The 24,912-nt window shown below is 63.1% G+C and carries 20 protein-coding genes; 10 read left to right on the top strand and 10 right to left on the bottom strand.

Annotated elements, in window-relative coordinates:
* Nucleotides 1-191: 191 nt before the first annotated feature.
* Complete coding sequence (locus tag K9F62_21030; protein UJX41126.1) at nt 192-1,808, bottom strand: amidohydrolase family protein; 1,617 nt, start codon at nt 1,806-1,808, stop codon at nt 192-194.
* 872 nt (nt 1,809-2,680) lie between these two features.
* Between K9F62_21030 and K9F62_21025 the strand changes: the two genes are divergently transcribed.
* The 6 genes from K9F62_21025 to K9F62_21000 all read left to right on the top strand — a co-directional run bounded on the left by K9F62_21025 (nt 2,681) and on the right by K9F62_21000 (nt 6,427).
* Nucleotides 2,681-3,472 (top strand): SDR family oxidoreductase, encoded by a 792-nt coding sequence (locus K9F62_21025; protein ID UJX41125.1) that lies wholly within the window; start codon nt 2,681-2,683, stop codon nt 3,470-3,472.
* 10 nt (nt 3,473-3,482) lie between these two features.
* The gene (locus K9F62_21020) at nt 3,483-3,641 is read left to right on the top strand and encodes a hypothetical protein (GenBank protein UJX41124.1); all 159 of its coding nucleotides are present in this window, start codon (nt 3,483-3,485) and stop codon (nt 3,639-3,641) included.
* A 170-nt stretch (nt 3,642-3,811) separates the two neighbouring features.
* Complete coding sequence (locus K9F62_21015; protein UJX41123.1) at nt 3,812-4,378, top strand: sigma-70 family RNA polymerase sigma factor; 567 nt, start codon at nt 3,812-3,814, stop codon at nt 4,376-4,378.
* Nucleotides 4,375-5,040, top strand: coding sequence for a glycoside hydrolase family 13 (locus tag K9F62_21010; protein UJX41122.1), 666 nt, complete (start codon nt 4,375-4,377; stop codon nt 5,038-5,040). Before K9F62_21015 ends, K9F62_21010 begins: the two co-directional genes overlap by 4 nt.
* Nucleotides 5,024-6,058 carry a hypothetical protein gene (locus tag K9F62_21005; protein ID UJX41121.1) on the top strand — a complete coding sequence of 345 codons (1,035 nt, stop codon included), beginning with the start codon at nt 5,024-5,026 and terminating at the stop codon, nt 6,056-6,058. The genes K9F62_21010 and K9F62_21005 overlap by 17 nt, the downstream gene beginning before the upstream one ends.
* A gap of 102 nt (nt 6,059-6,160) precedes the next feature.
* Nucleotides 6,161-6,427 (top strand): hypothetical protein, encoded by a 267-nt coding sequence (locus tag K9F62_21000; GenBank protein UJX43281.1) that lies wholly within the window; start codon nt 6,161-6,163, stop codon nt 6,425-6,427.
* A gap of 159 nt (nt 6,428-6,586) precedes the next feature.
* Here the strand turns inward: K9F62_21000 and K9F62_20995 are convergent, their stop codons facing one another.
* From K9F62_20995 to K9F62_20985, 3 genes are read right to left on the bottom strand one after another with little or no spacing between them, the layout of a single operon-like run.
* Nucleotides 6,587-7,636, bottom strand: a complete 1,050-nt coding sequence (locus K9F62_20995) for a GNAT family N-acetyltransferase (protein ID UJX41120.1) — start codon at nt 7,634-7,636, stop codon at nt 6,587-6,589.
* Between the two features lie 18 nt (nt 7,637-7,654).
* Entirely contained in the window at nt 7,655-8,458 is an 804-nt protein-coding gene (locus K9F62_20990) for a ThiF family adenylyltransferase (GenBank protein UJX43276.1), read from the bottom strand.
* Entirely contained in the window at nt 8,455-9,927 is a 1,473-nt protein-coding gene (locus tag K9F62_20985) for a hypothetical protein (GenBank protein UJX43275.1), read from the bottom strand. The genes K9F62_20990 and K9F62_20985 overlap by 4 nt, the downstream gene beginning before the upstream one ends.
* A gap of 282 nt (nt 9,928-10,209) precedes the next feature.
* On the opposite strand from K9F62_20985, the gene K9F62_20980 reads away from it, so the two are divergent.
* Together K9F62_20980 and hisC are read left to right on the top strand one after the other, a co-directional pair.
* Nucleotides 10,210-11,523, top strand: a complete 1,314-nt coding sequence (locus K9F62_20980) for a hypothetical protein (protein UJX41119.1) — start codon at nt 10,210-10,212, stop codon at nt 11,521-11,523.
* Entirely contained in the window at nt 11,507-12,616 is a 1,110-nt protein-coding gene (hisC, locus tag K9F62_20975) for a histidinol-phosphate transaminase (protein ID UJX41118.1), read from the top strand. The genes K9F62_20980 and hisC overlap by 17 nt, the downstream gene beginning before the upstream one ends.
* A 292-nt stretch (nt 12,617-12,908) precedes the next feature.
* Here the strand turns inward: hisC and K9F62_20970 are convergent, their stop codons facing one another.
* The 3 genes from K9F62_20970 to K9F62_20960 are packed head-to-tail and all read right to left on the bottom strand — an operon-like array spanning nt 12,909 to nt 16,621.
* Nucleotides 12,909-14,258: a sigma-54 dependent transcriptional regulator gene (locus tag K9F62_20970; protein UJX41117.1), complete on the bottom strand. Its 1,350-nt coding sequence runs from the start codon at nt 14,256-14,258 to the stop codon at nt 12,909-12,911.
* A 9-nt stretch (nt 14,259-14,267) separates the two neighbouring features.
* Nucleotides 14,268-15,479 (bottom strand): PAS domain-containing protein, encoded by a 1,212-nt coding sequence (locus tag K9F62_20965; GenBank protein ID UJX41116.1) that lies wholly within the window; start codon nt 15,477-15,479, stop codon nt 14,268-14,270.
* Complete coding sequence (locus K9F62_20960) at nt 15,479-16,621, bottom strand: iron-containing alcohol dehydrogenase (protein UJX41115.1); 1,143 nt, start codon at nt 16,619-16,621, stop codon at nt 15,479-15,481. The genes K9F62_20965 and K9F62_20960 overlap by 1 nt, the downstream gene beginning before the upstream one ends.
* A gap of 448 nt (nt 16,622-17,069) precedes the next feature.
* Here K9F62_20960 and K9F62_20955 point away from each other — a divergent pair, with 448 nt between their 5' ends.
* Entirely contained in the window at nt 17,070-17,717 is a 648-nt protein-coding gene (locus tag K9F62_20955) for a 4Fe-4S dicluster domain-containing protein (protein ID UJX43274.1), read from the top strand.
* Between the two features lie 25 nt (nt 17,718-17,742).
* A complete protein-coding gene (locus K9F62_20950; GenBank protein ID UJX41114.1) occupies nt 17,743-19,887 on the top strand; it encodes an aldehyde:ferredoxin oxidoreductase in 2,145 nt (714 codons plus the stop codon).
* 102 nt (nt 19,888-19,989) lie between these two features.
* Here the strand turns inward: K9F62_20950 and K9F62_20945 are convergent, their stop codons facing one another.
* The 3 genes from K9F62_20945 to K9F62_20935 all read right to left on the bottom strand — a co-directional run bounded on the left by K9F62_20945 (nt 19,990) and on the right by K9F62_20935 (nt 24,375).
* A complete protein-coding gene (locus tag K9F62_20945) occupies nt 19,990-21,393 on the bottom strand; it encodes a B12-binding domain-containing radical SAM protein (protein UJX41113.1) in 1,404 nt (467 codons plus the stop codon).
* A gap of 143 nt (nt 21,394-21,536) precedes the next feature.
* A complete protein-coding gene (locus K9F62_20940) occupies nt 21,537-23,684 on the bottom strand; it encodes an aldehyde:ferredoxin oxidoreductase (protein UJX41112.1) in 2,148 nt (715 codons plus the stop codon).
* A gap of 25 nt (nt 23,685-23,709) precedes the next feature.
* Nucleotides 23,710-24,375 (bottom strand): 4Fe-4S dicluster domain-containing protein, encoded by a 666-nt coding sequence (locus K9F62_20935; GenBank protein ID UJX41111.1) that lies wholly within the window; start codon nt 24,373-24,375, stop codon nt 23,710-23,712.
* Nucleotides 24,376-24,912: the final 537 nt, after the last annotated feature.

Raw genomic sequence — 24,912 nt, 5'->3', positions numbered from 1 at the left:
GAGCCGCCGACCTGGTCCTGGTCCGCTGCGTGGCGCGGGGCCTTGTCCTTGCCGGAAGGCTTGGTGCAGGCAGGCCCCAGGGCGAACCTTCTTTCTTTCTCGCGCCTTGCAGGGCGCTGCGAAAGACTGATTCCCTTGCGGGGCGACGGCCTGTCCATCGTCCCTCGCCCCGCAACAAGTGACGCTCCCCGCTATTTCTTGTCTTGGCTCACGCTGGAGTCGAACACCTTGCGGCCGCTGATCCAGGTCGCCAGGACCTTGGGGTTGTCCCTGGTCAGTTCCGACGGCGGCATGGCGAACAGGTCCTTGGCATAGACCACCATGTCGGCCTTTTTCCCTGGGTACAGCGCGCCGCAATCGTTTCTCCCCGTGGTGGCGGCGCTGCCCTGGGACAACCCGGTAATGACGTCCTGCATGGCAAGCGGTGTGCGGGAGGCCCCGCCGCCGACCATGGCGATGTTCATGATCTTCGTCGGCGCGCTCAACTCCAGGGGAGAGACGCCGAAATCGGTGCTCATGCCAACCGACACGCCGGCCTCGATCATTTCCTTGACGGGATACGACGCATTGTTCGCATCGCCGTAGTAGCGCTCCAGCCCTGCCTCGGCCTGCCAGAAGCCCGGCTGCATGGTTGCGACGACCTTGCCGCCAAACGTCGTGATGCGCTTCATTTGATCGGGGCGGGGAAAGGCCAGGTGAATGAGCGTGTGCACGCAGCGCAGCCCGCCGTTTTGGGCTGCCGCGGCCGCCAGGGCGTCCAGGGTCACGTCCAGGGCCTTGTCCCCCTGGATGTGGTAATGGCAGTTGAGTCCGACTTCCTCCAGGCGGGCGATGATGCGGTTGATATTCTGGGTTTTGCCCATGGAATCGTCGGCGGCGACCGTATGCAGTCCGTGGCCGCCTTTGGCGTTTGCCCAGGTGGTCCAGGCCTGGCCGGCGGTATACGCGCCGTCGATGAAAAGCTTGTTGCCGATGAAACGGACGAGGTCGGTGTCCTTGCCTTGCTCCTCGAGCCCGCCTTCGAGATCATCCAACCCGAAGAAGGTGTAGTTGTAATTGACGCGCAGCGGCAGGATGCCTTTTCGCTCCATCTCCCGGCACATGTCCGGATGGTTGACGCGGCCAATGGGCGCGCCCATGAGGTCCACGATGGCCGTATACCCCATCGCGGCCCAGGCATTCATGAATTGAAGGGTTCCGGGAAGAATGATCGCTTCGGTGAAAAGCGGGAGGAGCGGGTTTCCGGCCAGCGTCATGGCTTCTTCGCGCAGCATGCCCGTGGGCTTGCCGTCCTGGACGACAACCTTGCCGCCGGAGGGCACCGGCGTGGCCGCGGTGATGCCGGCCTTGGCCATGGCCGCGGAATTGGCGAGCATGTTATGGCCGAGGTCGTCGACGATAAGGACGATGCGGTCGCCGGTGACGGCATCCAGCCTGGCCAGGTCGGCCAGGGACCAGGCGTCGTAGTCCGTCACCGTGAAGGCCCCGCCAAAAAAAGGCGCGTCGCCCGGATGGCGGGCCATGGCCTCGGCCACGCCCTGGGCGATCTTTTCCGGGGTATCCTTGCCGCGCAGGTCCGCGCCGCTGAACATGAGCGCCGATTCGACCAGGTGGACATGGCTGTCGCAAAAACCAGGGTACACAGCGGCGCCGGCAAGATCGACGACTTCAACGTCTTTGTGTTCGGACGGATTGGCGTTGACGGCCGCGACCAAGCCGTCCTGTATGAGAATGTTTTCCACACGGTGGGTGGCGTCCTGATAGATGTTGCCATTGGTGAAAAGCTTCGGCGTCGTCTGTTGGTTCATGGAACAGCCTCCTTCAGTACGTTTTATCGCGGTTGCATGCGGGCCATAAATCCCCACCAGCCTTTTCCTTGCTTGAACCAAGCCGGCATCGCCCTGTATGGCTAATCCTCCATTCGAGGCGGGAGCCGTTCACCAATTTTTCCGCCCCACAGATTTGCGCGCATGACAAAAAGACACATTCCCGTCAGAGATGCCATTCCCTGCGAAATGTTCCTTTCCGTCGGTGCGTTGCATGCCAACCGAAACGGCGCCGCCGTAACCCTCTTGGGCCTTGGCCGCGCGCCAGTCCGTTTCCAGCGCCGCCCTCGATACTTCTTGATAGTCCCGACCCTACCACCGTACCCAGACCAGCGCCAGGGCATTTCCAAAATTCGCCCGGAACTGCGACCGTCTTCAACGCTCTTGAAGCAGTCCGGCAGGGGCTTTGACCACCAACTCCGTTGCGCACCGCAACAGTCGGGTCAGAAAAAGAGTGAAGGGAAAAAAGGAGATCGCTGTGTGTAAGGCGTTGTAATCCGAGAATACACCCGCCGGCAGGAGCAAGAAGACCAGCGGCTTAAGCAGGTAAAGCTGGTCACGAAATAGCCGCCTTGAGGCGGCTCCAAGCGTAAGCCGCGTCGAGCGGTTCACGCTTGCGCCCCCCCGGCTTTGCCGGGGGGGCGCAATGCCAGGTCCACCCGTCGCGTACGTCGTACACCGATGGTAACGGGAGCGTATGGCCTTAGTTGCTTTCTCCGATAAAAAGCCTACCTGGGAAAATGGCCACGGTCCGTCGAGAGGGGCAGACACGGTGCCCGGGAATGGCTCCAGTAAATGGCCTCGTCGTCAACGTTGACGGCGGCGGACGGATCGCTTGAACACAGGAGAATACAATGAAGATCGATCTGAGCGGCAAGACCGCCATCATAACCGGTTCGACCAAGGGTATCGGGCTGGCGACGGCGAAAGGGCTGGCGGCATGCGGCGCTACCGTGCTGGTCAACGGTCGTCAACAGCAGGATGTGGACGCCGCGATAGCGGCGATAAAGGCGGCAGTGCGCAGCGCCCATGTCCTCGGCTTCGCCGGCGATCTGGGCACGGCGAAAGGCTGCGACGAACTGGTCGCGGCACAACCGGACTGCGATATCCTGGTCAACAACGTCGGCATCTTTGGCCCTCGGGATTTCTTCGAGACGCCCGACAGCGAATGGCTCCGTTTCTTCGAGGTCAACGTCATGTCGGGCGTTCGCTTGTCGCGCGCCTATCTGCCGGGGATGCAGGCCAGGGGCTGGGGCCGCGTCGTCTTTCTCTCCTCGGAATCGGCCTTCAACATCCCGGCGGACATGGTGCATTACGGCATGACGAAGACCGCCTGCACCGCCGTCGCGCGCGGGCTGGCGAAACGCATGGCCGGCACCGGTGTTACTGTCAATTCGGTGCTCCCGGGGCCGACCCTGTCCGAAGGCGTTGCCGCCATGCTCCAGGACGAGACCGAGAGGACCGGCCTTTCGTTGGACGAAGTCGGCAAGGCCTTTGTCATGGCCCAACGGCCGTCCTCGATTATCCAGAGGATGGCGAACGTTGAGGAAGTTGCCAACCTGATCGTCTATGTCTGCTCCAGGCAGGCTTCCGCCACCACCGGAGCCGCCTTGCGTGTTGATGGCGGCGTGGTGGACAGCCTGTGAGGCGCGCACGATGCGCGAAAAACATATGCTGATCGCCGGTGCGGGCGGTGGGGGCGGCCGCGCCGCGCTGGAATCGTTCCAGGCGCCGCGCCACAGCGCGCTCCCCAGTGCCTGCGCACGTGTAACCGCCCGCCCCTTCGTGGCGACAGTATTGCTGGCGAAGTTCTAAATGTGGATCATCCTCCTTCATAAGCCTCGGGCCTCCCCCCGGGGCTTTCTTTTTGCCCTCCCCTTGGCGGTCGCCGTTACGTTGGTGCATTCCTGGCAAATTATTTGCGTGATCCTTGTGACAAAAAACCTCCGGCAAACGTATAAGGATAAAAGAGCCCCAGGCAATTTATGAACTACGACGACGAGACACAGCTTATCGAAGACATCCTCGACGGGGAGGCTGCCGCATACGCCGTGCTGGTTCGTCGTTACCAGTCGCCGATTCACGGGCTCATGTCGCGCATGTGCCGCAATCCCGAAGATGCCAGCGACCTGACCCAGGAAGCCTTTGTCGTGGCTTACGAAAAACTCGAAAAATTCAAGGTCGGGGCGCGGTTTTTTCCCTGGCTTTACACGCTCAGTCTCAATATCGCGCGCGACCATCTCCGCAGGCAGGGGCGCGTGGAAATACCGGCATCGGCGTTCCATGATGGTTTCATGGAGAACATACAGGATGAAACAGCGGATGATGCTCTGATCGATAAAATTGATAGTGAAAAGCTTTTCGCCGCAATGGACGCTCTCGGCCTGGAGACCAGGGAAGTGTTGATCCTGCGCTACCAGGAGGGGTTGTCCATTCAGGATATCGCGGACGCCCTGAAAATATCGGTGAGCGCCGTCAAAATGCGCATTTCCCGGGGGCTTGAACGATTGCGCGCAATGTTTGTGGTTCCCATAGGCGGGCAAGAAGCATGAACAGGAAACATGAGGAACAATCGGCGCGGGATGCGCAACGCTTGGCCGGCGCCATTGGCGGCCTGCCGCGCCCGGAAGTCCCGGAACGGCTTTTGCCGCAGATCATGGCCCGCATCGGGCCCAAGAAACCGTCTCTTTCGCGCCGAAGCTGGAGATGGGTGCAGCGGTTGTCGCGTCGCGCCGCCATCCGGGGCGTCGCCATTGGCGGCGTGGCCGCTTTGGCCGTGGCCATGCTGCTCTGGTCGACAGGCCCGCTTATGCGGCATGCGTCGCAACCCCCTTCGTCGTTTGTGCAGGGCGTCGCGTCGGAATCGACCGGATGGCGACTTGCCGGCAGCGACGCCCTGCAGGCAAAGGACGTCACTTTTGTGGCGCGTATCCCCGGCGCGCGGCACGTGGCCGTGATCGGCTCCTTCAATGACTGGATGCCTGGGCGTCACGTCATGCACAAGGCCCCGGGAGGCGATGTCTTTACACTGACGGTTCACTTGCCGGCCGGGCGGTATGTGTATGCCTTCCTTGTGGACGGCACGATCCTGAAGCCGGATTCCAGCGCCTTGCTTCAGGAAGACGACGGGTTTGGCCATACCAATTCTGTCCTTATCATTGAGGATGACAACAGCCGGCAACAGGCAGGGGGACGTCATGTTCGTCCGCTTTAATGTTTTGCTCGCGGGATTTGTCCTTGCCATGACCTGTCTCTGGCCCTCCACGGGCTTGTCGGAAAATCGCGCGGGACTTGTCGTAGCGATGGAGGCCGCGAGGACCGCCGGCCTCTCGCAGGTCGCGATCGATCGCGTCTTGGGGTTTGGCTACCGTTTCGGGTTAAGCGAATCCGATACGGCGGCTTTTCTTATGATCGGGGGCAAGGTTTCGGCCTCGGGCGGCAATACGGCCTTCGTGATAGACAAGATTGAAGAGGGGCTGGCCAAGCATGTCCCGATTTCCCGCATCGAGGAGGCCGTACGGAACCAGCTCGAGGATTTCGCCTTTGCCCAGCGCCAACTGGCAAACCGTCCTGGCGTGACAGCCGCTTTGAACGAACGTCTGGCCCAGACGTTACGCATGGGGCTTTCGCGGGGCGATATCGAGATCTGTCTCTCGCACCCCGATCATACGGCGCAGCAGGTCGTTTTGACCGCGGAATTCATGGCGGCGGTACGCCAGGCCGGACTCCCTCTCGCCCTGGCGAACAGTCTGGTTGCCCAGGTGCTTGAAGCCAGGGATTTTCCCGCCGCGCTTTTGGATATCGCCAGGTTCGTTCGCGATGCGAAACAGGGCGGCAATCCCGATGCCTTGGTGGCGGAAGATGCGGCCAAGGTGATCACGGGAGATATGAGCCTTTCACAGGCGCGTCAGGCGTTGGGCCTGGCATCCTCCGAGGCGGCGTCAGGCACGGGGAGCGCCCAAGGCAAGTCCGTCGGCACAAGCACCGGTTCGGGCAAAGGGTCGGGTCAGAGGAGCGGTTCAGGCGGAAGCCGCGGCGGTGGATCCGGTGGGAGTGGTTCCGGAGGCGGCTCAGGGGGGAGTGGCGGCGGCGGAGGAGGCGGTGGTTCCGGTGGTGGCGGCGGAGGTGGTTCCGGTGGCGGCGGCGGAGGTGGTTCCGGCGGCGGCGGTGGCGGCGGTTCCGGTGGTGGCGGTGGCGGTGGCGGCGGTGGCGGCGGCGGCGGCCGCAATTAACCGTTGTGCTTCAAAAAAATATTGAGGTAAAAATGCGGAACAAAAGTGACCAATTCACGTCGCCCTCCGTATATCTCTCTAAGTAGAGAAAAGGAGAAACCCATGTTGAAGAAAATGATGGTCGTCGTCGCGATGTGTTGTTTCGTATCCCTGTCCACAACCGCCTTTGCACAAAATGGTTTTGGCTTCAATGCAGGCAATCCCCAGGGACAATTCGCCGGCAGTGCAGGGGCAGGCGGCAGCGGCATCTGTCAGCTGGGCGATGGCACGGGCCTTGGGCTCGGCCTTGGCCTCATGCTCGGCTTTGGGGATGGAACGGAGCCGATGCCGCAGGACGGAACGGGATTTGGCGCACCGATAAATCGATAAGAGCATACGCCGAAAGAAGTGGCCCCCGCAGTCCTTGTCTGGCTGTGGGGGCTTTCCGTTCAGGCCGGGTCCCTGGCGGGTGTCCGGAGGTTAGCCATCCGGGGCGATTCTTCAGCCCGAGGTTATCCCCCTCGGGGTCCCTCTCGGACACTCGCTGGATCAGGCAGACCCGTGCTCCCTGCGCTTGGCGCGTTCGAAGTCCTCGCGGACCATGTCGCGTATGGCGGCGGCGTTGCGGTCAACGCATTGGATGGCGTCCCAGTCCGGTACCCGGCCGACCTTCTGCATGAGCAGACCGTCCGCGCCGAACCAGTACGGCAGCAAACCGGCCAGAAAGTACCCCCTGTCGCGCAGTACCGCCACGGCCCGGGGCGCGGCTCCGTCGCCAAGGTTCAGGTATATCTGGAGCACGCCTCGTGGCCCGGCCTTGGCTTCGGCCGCGGCAACAACCGCGTCGAAATCCCTGCCGGCCCGGGTGACGGTCAGACGTAGCAAGCCTGTCTCCTGGATGAAGAAAGGGCTCGCCACGGTTTCTCCGGTGAGCGCCGACGCAGGAGAAAACACCCGGGGGAGCGCCAGTTCCGCATACAGCGTCTCGCAAAACGTCCGGTATGGCTCGGGCAAATACACGTCGCAGGAGGGCTTTTCGAACAACTTGAACATCAAAAAAAGCGAGATCTTGTGGGACGCATCGTCCGCCTTGGCCTGGCCGCCGGACGGCATGCACTCGACCTCGAGTCCGGTAAACACCAGGCCCCTGGGGAGAACGATAAGCTGGGAAACCGTATGGTTGCTCACGGCCTCAAGAAAGACCACGGGTATCCGCAGTTGCTTGGGCAGTCTGTCATGGGCCACCAGGCTGAATTCCGTACTGATGTGCCTTTTCCGATAACTTTTAAGGACCATGAGCTGGCCGGCTTCGTACACGCCGGGATTGGGGGCGTGGCGGAACAGCCCGAACAGCCCGACCACCTCGCCGCGCGGCGTCCGGGCGACCACGGTGTATTGGTCGTCCGTGGCATTGCGACGGACGATTTCCTCGGGGTCGTAGACATGCTCCAGCGGGAATGTGTCGCCGTAGGTCTCATAATAGGCCAGGGCGACGCCCAGAGCATCCTCGGGACGAAAAAGCTCTATCGTGATCTCCTGGTCGGGCTCGATCTCCCGGCGGCATTCCTGGAGTTTCCGAATCAATTCCTCTCGGCCCATCCGCAGCGCTCCTTCTGGTCATTTTCCAAGACGCACATCGCCCACCACCAGTTTCTGGCTGCAAAAATCCACCACGGTGAATCGCGGGGCAAAGACCGGCTCCCGGTCCACCAGGCCGGTTCCCCGCAGCAGAGAGACGAGGACTTCGCAGGCGAGCAGCGTGTTCGCCGCCAGAGCGCCGATGGCCGTCGTGGGCAAGGTGCCGGAGACCCGGCCCTCGGCGATGCGCTCCATGACCGGACGATCGAACAAGTCGCCCAGAAACGACGGCAGCAGGCCCCGACTGCCAGCGGACCGCTCCTGCACCAGCCGCCAGAATTCCTCCGGCATCATGCCGCCGGGCTCATGGGCCACCAGCAGGGCGCCGAAGCCGATGGCCCCGCAGGTGAACATGGGGAGGTTGTGTTTTTCGAGCAGGGGAGGGGTCATGGCCTTGACGTCGTTGCCTTTTTCCACATCGATGACGCCGACATACACGTTGGCGCCCGCCAGGAACCCTTCGAGGTTGTCCCCGGTGATCCCTGCCGGAAAGCATTCGATCTCCAGGTCGGGATTGATGGACCGGGCCAGCTCCACATACACGTCGAGCTTGGGGCGGCCCATGGTCTGGCCGAACGCCCCGGCCTGCCGGTTCATGTCCGGCGGGTCGAAAACGCCGTTTTCCGCCAGCCGAAAATGCGTCACCCCGCAGCGGACCAGGGCCAGGAACGCGCCGCCGCCCACGCCGCCAAGGCCGGCCAGGGCGACCACCTTGTCGCGCAAAACCGCCAAACCATCCTCGGTGAAGATGGGGAGCGATCGGTTTAAAAAGTCCGCGGTCATGCGCATCCCCGGCATCCCGACGCGCTGTCGCAAAGGGAGTAGACGGTTTCGCCATGGCTACGGCGATCCGCATCGCTTATGCCGAGGTCGCCGAGCAACTCGGCCAGGACTTCCGGCTCGCGGTGGTAGCCGAGCTCCTCCACCTCCCGCAACGCCTCCTCACGGGAGAGCAGCCCGAAGAAGACCCCGGCGCTCACTTCCACGATGGATTGCGGAAAGGCGGTGGAGCGCATGTTGCGAAAGCGCATGTACTGGCAGTAGTCCTTGACCTTTTCGATGCGGCAGCTGGTGTGCAGCAATCCCTTCTGGCCCGGGGGCATCTTCCAGTCCATTTCCTTTTGCATCAACTCCGTCGCCGCGCGCCAGGAGCCGTACAGCGTATTCGTCTTCAAGCGGAGGAATTGCGGCACGAACGCGGAGGTGTCCTCCCTGGCCCGCGTAAGAAAGCGGTCAAGCGGTCCGTAGATCGGGTCAAGGCTCTTGCGCACGGAACGCTGGTAGCAGAGGTAATCCGCTACCAGGGAAAACGGATCGGGCGGTTCGGGCGCGCTGGCCGCCATGCCCAGGAATTGGAGGGTCTGCTCGCGAATGGACAGGGGGGCCGGCCGGGATGGCCCCTTGCCTCCTTGCAGGTTGCGCATGACATAACTCATGACCGCGAGCTGGACTTCCTCGACCCCCTGCATGACCACCGGGATCCGCTCTTCGGCGGCGAGCGGGAAGAAAAGGACATGGGCCACGACAGGGCAGAGGCACGGCAGTCCCACCCGGCCGAACTGGGCGCGCATGGCGTCCCGGATGGCATTGACCGGCAGGGTCCGTTCCACCAGTTCGACATCCGGCAGCAGCTCAAGGGCACGGCGGATGTTCCTGCGGCAGGTGTCGTTGGTATAGGGCATGTTCCAGGACGCGGCCAGGACGCGCAGCCCGAGTTGTTTCGACAGATACCACAGCAGATAGGTGGAATCCTTGCCGCCGGTGCAAAGGACCATGACGTCGAAGCGGGAGTCTTTGTTGCCTGCGGCGATCGACAGCAACGTGGCCTCATCCACCGCATTGCGCGGCCCGGCGGAACCTCCCGTTTGCTCGGCCTGCTCGTAGCACTGGCAGAAGGCGCACACGCCCCGGGCATCGAATTCCAGCCCCGGCAGCAAGTGGTCGTCGGCCACGCATCGCGTGCAGGTCCGCTTGTGCTCGGCCGTGGAGGGCTGCCGCTGATCCTGTTTGTCCACCACGATCCCCTGCGCGACCAGCCGCCGGAAGTCCTCGCTTTCGTGCACGGTCTCGGGCAGACGGTCCAGGGCAGCCGAACCATCGAGCCCGGCCAGGGGCTCGGCAAGCATATCCGGTACGGGCAGAACCGTTTCCTGGTGGTGGGGCGGATTACGCAGGCCGTAATAGACAAGGACCTTCCCGTCTCGACGCTCCCGCACCGCCCATCGGTACTGGAGTACGGGATGCGCTGGCATATTATGCATGGCGACCTCGTTTCGACTGCGGCAAGTCCGCATGTACGGCTTGCGCCCTGTTGGCGTCGCGCCCCGTGCGCGGCGTTTTCCGATTTTGCGGGGTGGTTTGCCGTGATCTCCCATGACGCACGGACGCCCATTTTTCGTAAGCCATGGGCGAGAGAACGTCGAGCGTAACATATCCCGCCGGCATAGTCGGTTTGCCGCGCCCGGGGGAATCCGATATTCTGCCGGGGCAGGACGCGGGTAGCGGTCTATCACGCCTGTTGCCGGGAGTTTCGTATGTCCGATGACGTCTGCGTGTCGCTGGAGATTCCGGCGCAAACCGTTTTTGCCTGTCCCGTGGCCGGCCTGGCTGACGTCCTGGCGGAACGCGCGGGTTTCGGCCGGAGGGAACGGTACCGTTTCCAGCTGACCGTCGAGGAATTTTGTCTGTACCTCGCCGGACTCGCCGCGGACAACCGGCCGCTCGCCATCGGCCTTACCGGCAAACGGCACCAGCTGCGCGCCTCGGTCGCCTTCCAGGCGGCGAACCTTTCCCTGGGCGCGCTCAACAGCACTTCCCGCGCCAGGACCGGAGCACTCGACGCCTCTGCCGAGGAGATGGGGTTGTTGCTGGCCGGCAAGGCCGCTGACCGGTTCCATCTCAAGCACAAGGGCGCGGATTGCTTCCTCCTCGAAGCCGAGGTGGACAGGGCCTACCCGGAGGCGGCTGCGGTCCATCTTCCCGAGGGCTTGCGCCCACCCTACACGATTCGTCCGGGCCGTGATTCGGCCCAGCTCACTCAGGCCGCCGCCCTGGCCAGCGCCGTCTACCCGCCCTGGCAATGCCCAAGCAGCTTCCGCACGCCCGGCAAGTTCCCGGACATGGTCGCCGATGGGCAGGCGACTTGCGTTCTGGCCTGCGACGCCAAGGGACAAACGGCCGGTCTGCTGGCCTGGAGTCCGTGCAGCGAGCAGGGCCTCTATTTTTCCGGGCCCTTCGTCTTTGTCCCCCCCGAAGAAGCCGCCAACGTGGCCCGGCTTCTGGTCGACGGCTTTCTGGAGACGGTGGCCCGCGAGTCGTACAGCATCGTGCTTAGTTTCCGGGCCACGTCCGATCTCCCCGAGGCGTCTTTCGAGACACTGGGCTCCCTGCAATCCTTCATGGACGGCCGATTGGAACACCATCCGGTCGTCTTTCGCCATCTGCGCGAGGATAACGGCCTGGCGGTCTGGTGCGCGCCGCAACTGGAAGACTTCCTGCGTCAGACCTATGATAGGCTGGCCCTGCCCCGGGACATCCTGCCCGTGGACGCTCCGGCGGGTCGCCCCCGTCGGGATTCACTGCTTGGCGCCACCTATGATCGGGTGCGCAATTTCGCCGAACTGGTCCCGTTTCTCGACGGCGAGGATATGACCGCGAATTTGGCGGCCCATGTGGCGGCCTTCCGCCGCCAGGGCATCGGCACCATCCTCTACTACATGGACCTGGCCGTCCCCTGGGAGGCGGCGCTGGCCGGCGACCTGCTCCAGGCCGGCTTCGCGCCGACGGTCGTCCTTCCCCAGGGAGGACAGGCGGACAAGGTCGTCTGGCAGCATGAGCGGCTTGCTTGACCGCGTCCCGGACTACGTCCGGTCCTTCGAACGCTACGTGCCCAGCCGGCCCGATCCGGTTCTCATGCGCCAGTTCGGCGTGACCCACCTTTTTCGCCTCAACAACAACGAAAACGCCCTGGGACCGCCCCCCTTGGCCCGGGATGCCCTCGCTTCCTTCCCACCCGAGCGGGGAGCCATCTACCCCAGCGGCGACGCCTACGACCTGCGCCAGGCCCTGGCCGCGAAGTTTGGCAAATCCCCGGAACAATTCCTGGTCGGCAACGGTTCCTGCGAGGTCATAAGCTCCGTCATCCGGGCTTTTTGCGGACCGGGCGACGCCATTGTCACCGCCGACAAGACCTTTGCCGTGTACGAGTGGGTGGCGAGATTTTCCGGGGTCGAAGCCCGGCTTGTGCCGCTCAAGCATCAGGCCCTGTCCCCCGAGGCCATGCTGGCGGCCGTCACGGAGCGCACCAGGGTCGTCTTCGTGTGCAATCCCAACAACCCGACCGGCTCCTGGTGGAACCGGGCCACCCTGGGGCGCTTTCTGGCCGCCCTCGACGGCCGGGCCCTGGTGGTGCTCGACGAGGCCTACCGCGAATTCCTGGACGATCCGGACTTCCCCGACGCCATGGACGTCATGGAGCGCCACGACAACGTCCTGGTCTTTCGCACCTTCTCCAAAATGTACGGTCTGGCCGGCTTCCGGGTCGGCTACCTGTGCGGCCCTCCGGCAGCGGTGGATTTCGCGCGGCGCACCCACATCGCCTATTCGGTGAACATCCTGGGCCAGATCGCGGCCACGGCGGCCCTGGCCGACGACGCCGGCCACATCGCCGCCACCCGCCGCATGGTGGACGCGGCCAAGGGCTATCTGCGCGACCGGTTCGACGCCCTGGGGCTGGAATACGTGAGCGGGGCAGGCAACTTCATCATGGTCCGCACGCCGCTCTCCGATACGCTGCTCTACCGCAAGCTCATGCGCGAGGGCGTGATGGTGCGCACCATGACCGGCTTTCGCTACCCCAACTGGATTCGCATCTCCCTGGCTCGGGAACAGGCCATGGAAGCCTTTGCCAAGGCCCTGGCAAAGGTCCTGGGGCAGACATAAACGAGTGGGCAACGGGTTTGGAACCCGAAACAGCGCTACAGCGCCTTGTCGTGCCGCCGCGAGAGCCCGGACGGGTTTGCCTCATGCTCGGCTTTGGGGATGGAACGGAGCCGATGCCGCAGGACGGAACGGGATTTGGCGCACCGATAAATCGATAAGAGCATACGCCGAAAGAAGTGGCCCCCGCAGTCCCTGTCTGGCTGTGGGGGCTTTCCGTTCTGCCGCAGAGGGTAGGGCAGGGCAAGCGTGCTCCCTGCTTCCGAATTCGGGAATTCTCCCCATCCCACAGGACCTATTGCGGCAGCTTGAACTTGCACATCTTGCGATACAGTGTCTTGCGGCCGATACCGAGCATCTTGGCGGCCACGGTCCGGTTTGATTTCACATGGTTGAGCACGCGCATGATGAGCTGGCGTTCGCTTTGCTCCAGGGTCGGGAAGATCCCCTCCGCCGCGGAGCCGTCAAAGGACCTGACAATGTCCTGGGGCAGGTTGCCCGGGGTGATCAGGTCGTTCTCGGATAAAATGATGGCCCGCTCGATGACGTTTCGCAGTTCGCGGACGTTGCCCGGCCAGTCGTAGGACTGAAAGCAGGCTTCGGCCGTGGGCGTGATCTTGTAGGGCGGTCGGTCGGGATAAATGTGGCCGAGAAAATGGGCGATGAGGCTCGGAATATCCTCTTTCCTCTCGCGCAGCGGCGGGACATCGATGCGAAAGATGTTCAGCCGGTGGAAGAGGGCCTCGTGGAAGCGCCCGGCCTCCACCTCCGTGGCCAAGTCGCGGTTGGTGGCGAAGAGAAAACGGATGTTGACCTTGCGCTCTTCGGTCTCGCCCACCCGCCGGTAGGTCTGGGACTCCAAAAGACGCAGCAGCATGGACTGGAGTTCCAGGGACAGCTCGCCGACCTCGTCCAGGAAAAGCGTTCCGTTGTTGGCCAGGGCCAGCAGGCCCTCCCGGGATTCGGTCGCCCCCGTGAAAGCCCCCTTGCGGTAGCCGAAAAGCTCGCTGCGCAACAGCTCCTTGTTGAAGGTGCCGCAGTTCTTGATGACCAGCGGCCTGTCCGCGCAGGCGCTCTGGTTGTGGATGTTGTGGGCCACCACATCCTTGCCCACGCCGGATTCGCCGGTGATGAGGACCGGGGTCCGGGTCGGCGCCACCTTGCTGACGAGAAACAGGATCTGTTTGATGGCCAGGGAATGGCCAACGAGCTTGCAGTCGGGCCTTTGCGTCCCCGTCCGGCGCAAAATCCGGTTTTCCCGTTGCAGCACGGAACGCTGGTAGGCCTTCTCGATCACCAACTTGATTCGTTCCAGGGAAAACGGCTTGGTGATGTAGTCGTAGGCCCCCATCTTCATGGCCTCGACCGCGCTCGCCACATCGGCATAGGCGGTGATCATGATCACCTCCACACCGGGGAGACGCTCCCGGAAACGTTCGAGCAGGCCAAGGCCGTTACTGTCGGGCAGACGTATGTCCAGGAGGACGACGTCGAAATCCTGCTCACGGGTGAGGCGTATGGCCTTTTCGGCCGACTCGGCCGTGGTCACCACCCGGTCGGGCGCGGCCAGGGCTTTTTGGGCCAGACGACGGATGGACGGTTCGTCATCGACCACCAGCAAATTGATGGCTCCGGTTTTATACATGCTTGCGGCCTATTGCGACAGGTAGGGCAGGATGACTTCGAAGATGGCGCCCTTGCCCAATTCGCTTTCCACGCTGATCTCCCCACCGTGCTTGCGGATGATATTGTAACAGGTGGACAGGCCGATGCCGATGCCCTGGCCCGGAGGCTTGGTGGTGAAAAAGGGTTCGAAGAGCTTGCCGATGTGCTCCGGCGCGATGCCGGCTCCGGTGTCGGCCACTTCGAGCACCACGAGGTTGTCCCTGACCACGGTCCTGATCCTGATCTTGCCCGATGTCTCCACGGCATACAGGGCATTGCCCACGAGATTGAGCATGACCTGCATGAGCTCCCCGGGATGGCCAAGCACCACGGGATCGTCCTCCCCCCCCATCTCCAGGGCGATGATGTCCCTGGGCAGCCGGCTGAGCCTTGGGCCGAGCAGCTTGAGGCAATTGGCCACGAGGTCATTGAGGTTGACGGTGGTCAGCCTCCTGACCTCCCGGTGGCCAAAGGTCAGGAGGTTTTGGACAATGCCCGAGCAGCGGCTGCATTCCATGACAATGGTGTCCAGAAACTCGTGAAAGTCCTCGAGAATGGCCGACGCCTCCTCGCTTTCGGGAACCAGGGCCTCCAGTTCCGCCAGACGCAGGACCAGTGTCTCGGCGAAACCGCTGATGCTGGTGAGGGGGTTGTTGATCTCGTGAGCCACGCCCTCGGCCAAAACGCCCACCGTGGCCATGCGTTCGGCCAGGAAATATTTGGCCTGAAACTGCTTTTCCAGGGTGACGTCGCGCTGCAGCAGCAATATCCGGTCCGGCTTGTTTTCGCTGCCGCACATCACCGAGGCCGTGCACTCGATTTGCCGGTTTTCGCCGTTGCGGTTTAAAATCTGCAAGCTGCGCGAAACCCGGGTCGGGCTTTCCATGGCCAGATCGATGGAGCACGGCGAGCAGGGCGCATCCTGGCCCTTGAAGATCTTGTGGCAGGTCAGGCCTGCCGGCGCGAGCCCCGGATAGGTGTCGTCAAAGGACTTGTTGACCGACAGTATCTTTTTATCCTGGGAAATCACGGCCATGACGTCGGGGATGCCGTCCAGGATGGTTTGAATGTCCCGGCGCTTCTGTTCCAGTTCCTGGTTGGAGGCCTCGAGTTCGCGGATCTTGCGCTGGACCTCCTTGAAAAAGCCCAGCTTGACGGTTTCGATGCCGCTGATGTCCGCGAGCTTGGCGTTGCGCGTCATCACCATGCTCCATAGTAGATGTTGAGGATGTCCTTCCAGGCGGCCGGCCGGGGATTGGTGAGCAGGCAGATGTCGTTGGCGGCGTTGCGGCTCATCTTGGGCAGCATGGTGTTGTCGGGCAGAACCTCGCGCAACCGGGTCGGCAGGCCGATTTCCTCGCGGAACCGCTCCAGGGCCGCTATGCCGGCCTCGGCCGTGGCCGCGTCGCTCTCCAGGCGCTCGCCGAGGAGGATGCGCCCAATCACGGCCATCTTCGCCTCGCATTCCGGCTGATTGTACCGCATGACGCTCGGCAGGAGCAGGGCGTGGGAAACGCCGTGCACCACGTCGTACATGCCGCCAAGGGCATGGGCCAGGGCGTGTCCCAACCCCACGCTGGCGTTGGTGAAGGCGATGCCGGAGGACAGTCCGGCCACGGTCAGTTGCTCCAGCTCATCGAGGGACAGGGTCGCCAGGGCCGGCCGGCTGTGACGCCAGAGCAGGTCGAGCCCCTTTAAGCTTTGCACCTCGGTCAGGGGATTGGCCAGGGGCGACAGGTAGGACTCCACCGCATGGGCCAGGGCGTCGAACAGGGGGGCCAGGAGCAGTTCGCGGCTCAGCGTGCCGAGCAGGTTCGGATCGGTGATGGAGATATTGGGGACCAGGGTCCGGCTGATGATGGTCATCTTGATGCGCCGCGCCACGTCGGTGACCACCGCGAACTGGGAAATGTTGGATTCGCTGCCCATGGTCGAGGGGATGAAGACCATGGGCGGCAGGGGATCCTTGACCTGGTTGGCCCCCTCGTAGTCCTTGATTTCCCCGCCGTTGCTGGCCACCAGGGCGATGCCCTTGGCCGCGTCCATGACGCTGCCCCCGCCCAGGGCCAGAACCACATCCGCGCCGCTTTGGCGGTACAGCGCCACCCCCTTCTTGATCTGATAGTCCTTGGGATTTTGGGCCACGTCGTTACAATAGACGGACTCCAGGCCCTCGCGCTTGAGGATATCCATAAGCCTGTCCACCCAGCCGGCCGCCTCCACCCCCGGATCGGACACGACGAAAATCTTCGAGGCCCCGAGCTGTTTGGCGCACACGCCGGCATAGTCGAAGCTGCCGCGGCCGAAAATGATTTCCGGAATGGTGAACTTGTGAATGGCCATGGTTATCGCGCTCCCGGTCTTGAAGCGGCTGTCCGCGCCTGCCCGTCCGCCGTCGCGGACAGCCTGCGGCCAGGCAGCGACGACGTCGGGCGCTCGTTAGAGAATCCTTTTTATCTTGCCTAGTTGTTCACCCCATTTCTGTCAATGCCGGGCAATCATATCACATTGACCCGCTCCGATTTGGCCATTCGGGTCAGTGTGACCCGATTTACACGCATCTTTGATTCTGCCGTGACCGTCACTGCCGTGGGCGCATTTCCGTCTCTTTTTACATGCTAAAAATAACCAATGATCATGCGGGGCTCCTCCCGCGCCGCGGCGGTCACGGCCGTCGGGGTGGAAAAAGCCCTATTCCTGGCCTCCTTTTTGCTCTTGGCAATGCAACAAACGCATGCAACACGCCTAAACGCCACAGGAGGCCATCGTGCGGAGGAACATCTTCAAGTTATTGCAGCGTCCGTCGCCGGAGACGGCATGTTGCGAGACGCAAACAGACGCAGCCACGGAAACAACGCCACCGCAGGAAGGCGGCATAAGCCGCAGAAAATTGCTCAAGGTTCTGGGGTTGCAGGTCGTTGCCGGATCGGTTGCCGTCAACGTCCTGGCCGCGCCGAAAAATTTCAATCCGAAACATTACAATCGCGGCATCACACCGGACCAGCTCCCCAACTCCAAGGCCTGGCTGACCACAAACCCCACCCAATGCGTGGGCTGCCGCACCTGCGAGATCGTCTGCTCCCTGGGGCATGACGGCGTGTGCCAGCCGGCCTTAAGCCGCATCCACACGGACTACGATCCGACCAAGAGGCTGTCCAAGCTGGTCGTCATGGCCGACGTCTGCCGCCAGTGCAACATGGCCGACTGTTATCTGGCCTGCGGCTACGATGCCCTGACCCTGGACCCCAAAACCGGGGCCCGCGTCATCGATCCCGAAAAGTGCACGGGCTGCGGCGAATGCATGGCCGCCTGTCCCTGGGATATGATCGTGGAGAACAAGGAAAAAAACATCTTCACCAAGTGCGACTTGTGCGGCGGCGATCCGCAATGCGTCAAATACTGCCCGGCCGACGCCCTGACCTTTGTCGATCTGCGTTGAACACTACCCAGCAGGAGCCTCGATCATGAATGGATGGACCGGAACAATACTGCGCGTCGATCTCGGCAACGGCAAGGTCACCAAGGAAGAGACCGCCAAGTATCTCGACTATACCGGGGGAATCGGCATCGGCTACAAGGTCATTTTCGACGAGGCCCCCCTGGCCGATCCCTTCAGTCCCGACAGCCGGCTGGTCTTCGCCGTCGGCCCCCTGACCGGAACCCTGGCCCCCTCCACCGGCCGCTCGGAGGTCATCGGCGTCTCGCCCCACGTCTATGCCCCCCAGTCCAAGCACCCGCTCGTCTCCCGAAGCGGTTTCGGCGGCTATTGGGGCGCGGAACTCAAATTCGCCGGCTACGACGCCGTCATCATCCAGGGCAAGGCGCCAAAGCCCGTCTTCATCAACATCGCCGACGACAAGGTCACCGTGGATGACGCGGCCTTCATCTGGGGCAAGGACACCTTTACGGCCCAGGACGCCATCAAGGCAAAGCTCGGCGATGAAAAGGTGCAGATCGCGATCATCGGCCCCTCGGGCGAAAAGCTGGTGCGCATCTCCCCGGTGATCCACCGCATCGGCAACGCCGCCGGCCAAGGCGGATTCGGGGCGGTGATGGGGTCGAAAAACCTCAAGGCCATCGCCGTGCGCGGCACGGGCGGGGTCAAGGTGGCCGACAAGGACGGGCTGGTCAAATACGTCAAAAGCGTGCGCGAGTTCCAGCCCGGGCCGCTGGGGTCCACGCCCCTGTCCCATGGTCCGTTGAGCTGGACGGAAAAGTACATCGATCCCAAAAACATCAACAAGCAGGCCCTGCGCTTCGACCAGACCAAGAGCTGCGCGCCCTGGCTTGAGGCATACCACGTCAAACCGCAGTCCTGCTACGCCTGCCCGCAAGGCTGCTACGCCTATATGAACGTGCCGGGCATGGGCGGCGGCGCGGTGAGCTGCACCCAGTGGTTTTATTCCTGGATCGGCAACCGGGACAAGGCCACGTTTCTGGCCAACCAGCTGGCCAACAAGCTGGGGGTGGACACCTTCGAGATGTTCCCCATGATCCAGTTCGTCTGGTTCCTTCAGGACGAGACCGTGGACGGCAAGAGCCTGCTTCAGCACCTGCAGGACAAGAAGCTGGTCACGGCCGAAATCGCCGCCGGCCTGGCCAGGGGCCACTATCCGCCCAAGGGCGAGCTCGGCGCGGACGGCCTGGTCACCCTCATGAACATGATCGCCTATCGCCAGGGGTTTCTGGGCGACGCCCTGGCCGAGGGCTTCCGCCGGGCCATGGACATCGTCGCCGCCAAGTTCGACTCCCTGGGCCTGCCCGCCGCGGCCAAGGCGGTCATGCGCTTCGAAAACATGGAAGGTATCATGGGCGGCGTGGTCGGCGGCAACGGCGGCTGGGGCATGTCCGCCCACTACGATCCCAGAACCTTCGGCTACTACTGGGCCGTGAACTTCGCCATGGAAAACCGCGATCCCAACCGCCACGCCATGACCAACCTGCTGGAATGGACCGGGCTCAGCTTCGAGCAGGCCCTGCCCGTGGCCAAGACCATCTGGGGCGAGGAGGTGGCCGTCAACGGCTTAAGCGACCTGAAGCGCGACCGGGACGCGCCGCTGACCTGGAACGGGGACAAGTCGGCCACGGCCAACGCCACGATCACCCGCTTCATCCACCTGCGCGGCTGCATCAAGGACAGCATCTCGGCCTGCGACTGGGTTTTCCCCATCATGACCAGCGGCCGCAAGGACAGGGCGTATACCGGCGACGTGTCCGTGGAATACAAGATGTTCGAACTGGTCACCGGCGAGAAGATGACCCAGGACAGGCTCAACGAGCGTGCGGCGCGCATCTGGAACATGCACCGGCTGCTGACGGCCCTGGAATGGGGCGGCGGCAAACCCGTGAACCTGCGCAAGGAACACGACCAGTTGCCCGAACACTTCTTCGCCCCGGTGGAGGGGAGGGTGCTTCCGGTCTATCCCGAGGCCGAGGTGCCCCATCCGCCCCTGGATCGCAAGAACTTCGAGGCGACCAAGACCATCTACTACACGTACATGGGCTGGGATCCGGAAACCGGCCTGCCCCGCCGCGCCACCCTGGAGAAACTGGGCATGAAGGACGTTGCCGTGGCTTTCGAGTCCAAGGGCTTCGAGCTGCCCGCATAAAAGGTCCCAGCATTCCTGCGATTCCCGGCAGGGATGTCAAAACCCGGGGCCCTGGGCAACTCCTCCCAGGGCCCCATATTTTTTCGCTGCCCGCAACCGCGCTCAGACCTTGCGGTCATGCCGGTTCCCCAGCAGGCGCCTCAGGCGGAAATAGTCGTCGTCCAGGCCGATGGCGCACATCTGCTCGTAGACCTCGGGGCAGATCCCCCGGGTCAGCTGGATTTGCAGCTGGATCAGGTCGTCCACGTCGTATTCGCCGGTATAGAGCGGGGGCGCTTCGTCCGACCGCCAATAGTCGTCGCTGATGAGCCCCTGCCGCTTGGACAGTTCGTACTGCCTGGTCCCCGGCAGGATGGTGGTGATGCCGACGATGGGGGACGTGGCCGGCCGGATCTCCCGAATGAGCTCGATGGTCTCGTCGATGGTGTCCGGGGTCTCGCCGGGGTTGCCGACCATGAGAAAACAGCTGGGCTCCATGCCCGCCCGGTGCGTCATGCGGAAGGCCCGGCGCACGTGCTCCGTGGTGAAGCCTTTGTTGATGGACTTCAGGATGCGCGGGCTGCCGGACTCCACGCCGTAGTAGACCCGGTAGCACCCGGCCTTGCGCATCCAGGCCAGCATCTCCTCGTCGACGCAGTCCACCCGGGTCTCGGCCATCCAGACGAGGTCCAGCTTCCGGTCCAGGATCTCCCGGCAGATGCCGATGGTCCGCTGGTGGTTCAGGGAGAACAGGTCGTCCGAAAAATACACGTGCCGCACCCCGCGCTCGGCCACCAGCTTCTCCAGCTCGTCGGCCACGTTGCCGGGCGAGCGGACGGCCCACTTGCCGCTGAAAAACTTGTTCACCGAGCAGAATTCGCAGTGGAACGGGCAGCCCCTGGAGGTCATGACGTGGGTTCCCGTAAGCGGCAGGTATTGCTCCGGAATTTCCGGAGACTTGTATTCGGCCAGATCGAAGGCGTCGTAGGCCGGGAAGGGGAACACGTCCAGGTCGGTGACGCTCTCCCGGGCCGGGGTCAGGCGCACGTGGCCGTTGCTGCGAAAGGCGATGCCCCGGACGTCGTTCAGGTCCCTGCCCTGGCCCAGGCGTTGGGCCAGTTCCACGATGGTGATCTCTCCTTCGCCGAGGACCACCACGTCCACGTTGCCGGAAGCGAGCACCTGGTCCGGGAAGAAGGTGGCGTGGGGGCCGCCCATGACCACCGGCACCTCCGGGAAGAGGCTTTTGGACAGCGCGGCCAGGCGCATGGCGTTGACCCGGCCGAAGGTGAAGCAGCTGATGCCCACCAGGCCGGGGGCGCTTTCGGACAGCCTGGCCTCGACCAGGGGCCAGTCGTCGTCGTGCAGGTCGTGGAACGCCACGTCGAAGCCGCAGGCGCGCAGGGACGAGGCCAGGGAGGCGATGCCCAGGGGAACCCAGGTCTTTGGCGGCAGCAGGTCCGCGCTGAAGGTGACCGGATTCATGAGCCGCAGCGCGGGAGGAGTCAGGAGGATGATCTTTTTCATGATGCAAGCAGGCAGGCGGGCCGCGTCGCCGCGACCCACCCTGTGTTTTGCGTGGTCCCGACCGCCTGGAGGGTTGGCGTCTCCAGGCGGTCGGGGGCCACTGTTCCCGAGGGCCGGCGGCGTTGCTCAAGAATCATGGGCGACTAGGCGGGCAACTGGAACGCCTGGGCCTCGAAGGAGGCGAGCACGTCGTCCATGCGCAGCTTCTTGAGCAGGCTGCGGGTCGGCAGTCCGGTTTCCACGTCCCAGCCCATGAGCTTGTAGTACTCTGTCTTGGTGGCCTCGAAGTTCTCGCGAACCAGGGGCGGGTGCGGCGGGTCGGACGGGGGGAAGGTGGGCAGGAGCCGGGTATCCGTCGGCGCGAAGAAGTGGTCCGGGATCTGGTCGTGCTCCTCGCGCATGTTCACGGGCTTGCCGTCGTTCCACTCCAGGACCGTCAGGAGCCGTTGCAGCGTCCAGGTTCTGGCGGCCTGCTCGTTGAGCCTGTCCTGGGTCATCTTTTCGCCGGTGACAAGCCCCAGGAGCTTGTACTCCACCGAGGTGTCTCCGGTATAGCCCCGGTCTTCGCGGCCGCTGACCATGACGGGATAGACCCAGTCACAGCCCGTCATGCTGTCCTTGATACAGCCCCGATAATGAATGAACTGGCTCAGCGAGGCGCAGGCCTTGGCCGACTTTTCGCCGTTCCAGGTCAGGGGGATGTCGCGGCTGCGGCGGATGTCGTTCAGCCCGTTTTCCGCGACGTCCTTCCCCCAGTGCTTGATGGCCACGGGCATGGCCTGGTCAAAGGCAAGTCCTGTCCATTCGAGCAGGTTGGTCATGGAGTGGCGCATGGGATCGCTGTTCTCCATGGCGAAGTTCACGGCCCAGTAGTAGCCGAAGGTCCTGGGATCGTAGTGGGCGGACATGCCCCAGCCGCCGTTGCCGCCGACAACGCCGCCCATGATGCCTTCCATTTTTATGAACTTCATGACCGCCTTGGCGACCTCGGGCATCTTGCGCTTCGTAAACTCGTCCGAGATGATGTCCATGGCCCGGCGGAAGCCCTCGCCCAGGGCGTCGCCTATGAAATCCTCACGATAGGCCATCAACGTCAACATGCCCTCCAGGCCGGCGGAGCCCAGGTTCCCGCCATCGCGAGGGTAATGGGCGGCCTCCAGGACCTCGAGGTTCTTCTTGCTGACCAGCTTCTGGTCGTACATGTGCCGGAGCACGCTTTTGCCATCCACTTTTTCGTCCTGCAGGTGCCAGATGAACTGGATCATGGGGAACATCTCGAAAGAGTCCAGCCCCAGCTTGTTGACCAGTTGGCTGGCCTGGAAGGTGCCCTCGTCCTTGTTCCCCATCCAGGCGTAGAACCACTGGGTGCAGCTCACCGCGCCAATGCCCATCTTGGGCACCTTCATGTACGTGTAGCAGCCCTGGGGACAGGAGTAACAGGACTGGGTCTTGAGGTGGTATTTGTTCAGCCAGGGCGCATTGCTCTCGGTCTGGTTGAAGCGCTGGGCCTGATGCTTGATGTCTTTCGGATCCAGATGCTTCCCGGTCCAACTCAGGGGACCTTTGGACAGCGGGGTGGCGCCCAGGGGGGCCGGCTGGAACTCGCGGACACTCTTGACGTAGTCGATCAGGCCCTTCTTGTCCGCCACCTCGACGCCATTGGTGCCCCGCACGGCAATGGCCTTGAGGTTCTTGGAGCCCATGACGGCCCCGAAGCCGCCTTGTCTGGCCACGTTGCCGAGGCGGTGGATGATGGGCGCGATGCGGACCATCCTTTCGCCCGCGGGACCGATGGTGGCGATCTGGATATCTTGATCCTTCCGTTCGTTCTTGATGGCTTCCTGGGCGGCCAGGCCGTCCAGGCCCCACACTGCCGCGGCGTCCTCGATGGTCACCTTGTCGTTGTTGATGTTGATGTAGACCGGCTTGGGGGATTTGCCCTGGACGATGATCGCGTCGTAGCCCGCAAACTTCAGCTCCGCGCCCCAGTAACCGCCGAAGTTGCTCCGTGACGCCAAGGAGTGCTTGGACTTCGTCGTGAAGGAGTGCGGCGAAATGCTGATGACTTCCGGCCGTGAGGTGCCGGGCGCCAAAGTGCCGGTCAGGGGACCCACGGCGAAGACCAGCCGGTTTTCCGGGTCAAAGGGGCCCGCCTTGGGCGCCTCGTCAAAGATGATCTTGTAGCCGAAGCCGAGGCCCCCTGTGTAGTCCAGGTACTTCTTGGTCTCTTCCGTGGTGATGGAACCGTTGCTCAGGTCCACCCGCAATATCTTTCCAGCCCATCCATACATCGTAGCTGCTCCTTGCAAAGGGGGGTTATCCCAATTCAACGTACTTGATCGCGTCGGCCGGGCAATACTTCACGCATAACGGGTCGCCGCCGCACAGGTCGCACTTGGAGTAGATGCCCTTGGCCTCGTTGTAGGCCACCATGTTCCACGGGCAGGCATCGAAACATTCGCCGCATCCCTGGCATTTCTTCGGATCGATGACCCGGGCGCCGGTCTTTTGGTCCAGAACCAGGGCGTCGTACTGGCAGGCCAGGTAGCAGTCGGCCATGTTGCACTGCTTGCACGCCTCGGTCATGGAGCAGAGTTTGCTCAGGGAGTGCATGGGATCGTACAGGGTGTGGATGCGGGCGATGGCCGGCTGACAGGTGTCGTCGTGCGACAGGGAGCAGACGATCTCGCAGCTCCGGCAGCCGACGCAGGTGGTCGGGTCCGTGACGAGCCAGGCCCGGGCATTGGGCAGTTGGGCCGGGGTGATGCCTCGGTTGGTGCACCCCGGCTTGAAGTTCTTGGGCGCGGCCACGGCATTGGTGATGGCCAGCGCGCTGGCGGCTACCTGAATGCCCAGAAAACCGAGCATCTTTCTGCGGCTGAGGAGTAACTTCTTCTCGGGTGGCTGTGCCTCTTCCCGGTGCTCGTCGGGAAGACGCGTTTCCGCTGTTTCAGGCAGGGTTGTGGTCGCATTTTCGCTCATGGGGGCCTCCTTACGAAAAGGGTGCATCGCCTCAGGCTGACAGCGACCTGCCAGCCCGGATGCACATTTGGGATCAGAACTTGGCCCCTATTGAGCAAGAGGAAGGCCAGGGGTGCGGTTCACGCGGCCGCAAAGCTTACCTCCCTTCGATCGTGTGACGATAACATTCCAAAGTTGCTGGCGATTGAATTATGTCGCGCCTGACATAAAAAGGGTCCGCAACTCCCCGGGAAGCCTGAAAGAGAACTTTGGTGATTGTGGAATCGGGTCGGAGTGACCCGGGGAGTCGTTTTTTCGTGAGTCAAATGAGCTCGCTGCAGAAACCGTTCAGACCTTCAAGCGGTGTGATCCAAGGGCGTATGCCCGGCGACCTCAAGGATCAGCGCAGCTTCACCATGTGGGCCACGCCGTGGCTTTCGGAGTGCTGGCGACTGGCCTGGCCCGGCGTACCGCGACCTTCAGAACTAAACGTCGTTGTGAACAAATCTACGGGTCGCCCTACAGGCGGGGCGGTCGTCAACATCGGGGGAGGTTGGG

The sequence above is a fragment of the Desulfovibrio sp. JY genome (assembly GCA_021730285.1).
In the GTDB taxonomy this organism is placed as follows: Bacteria; Desulfobacterota; Desulfovibrionia; order Desulfovibrionales; family Desulfovibrionaceae; genus Solidesulfovibrio.
The sequence above is the reverse complement of the archived record's forward strand: the minus strand, read 5'-3'. Positions and strand labels throughout refer to the sequence as shown.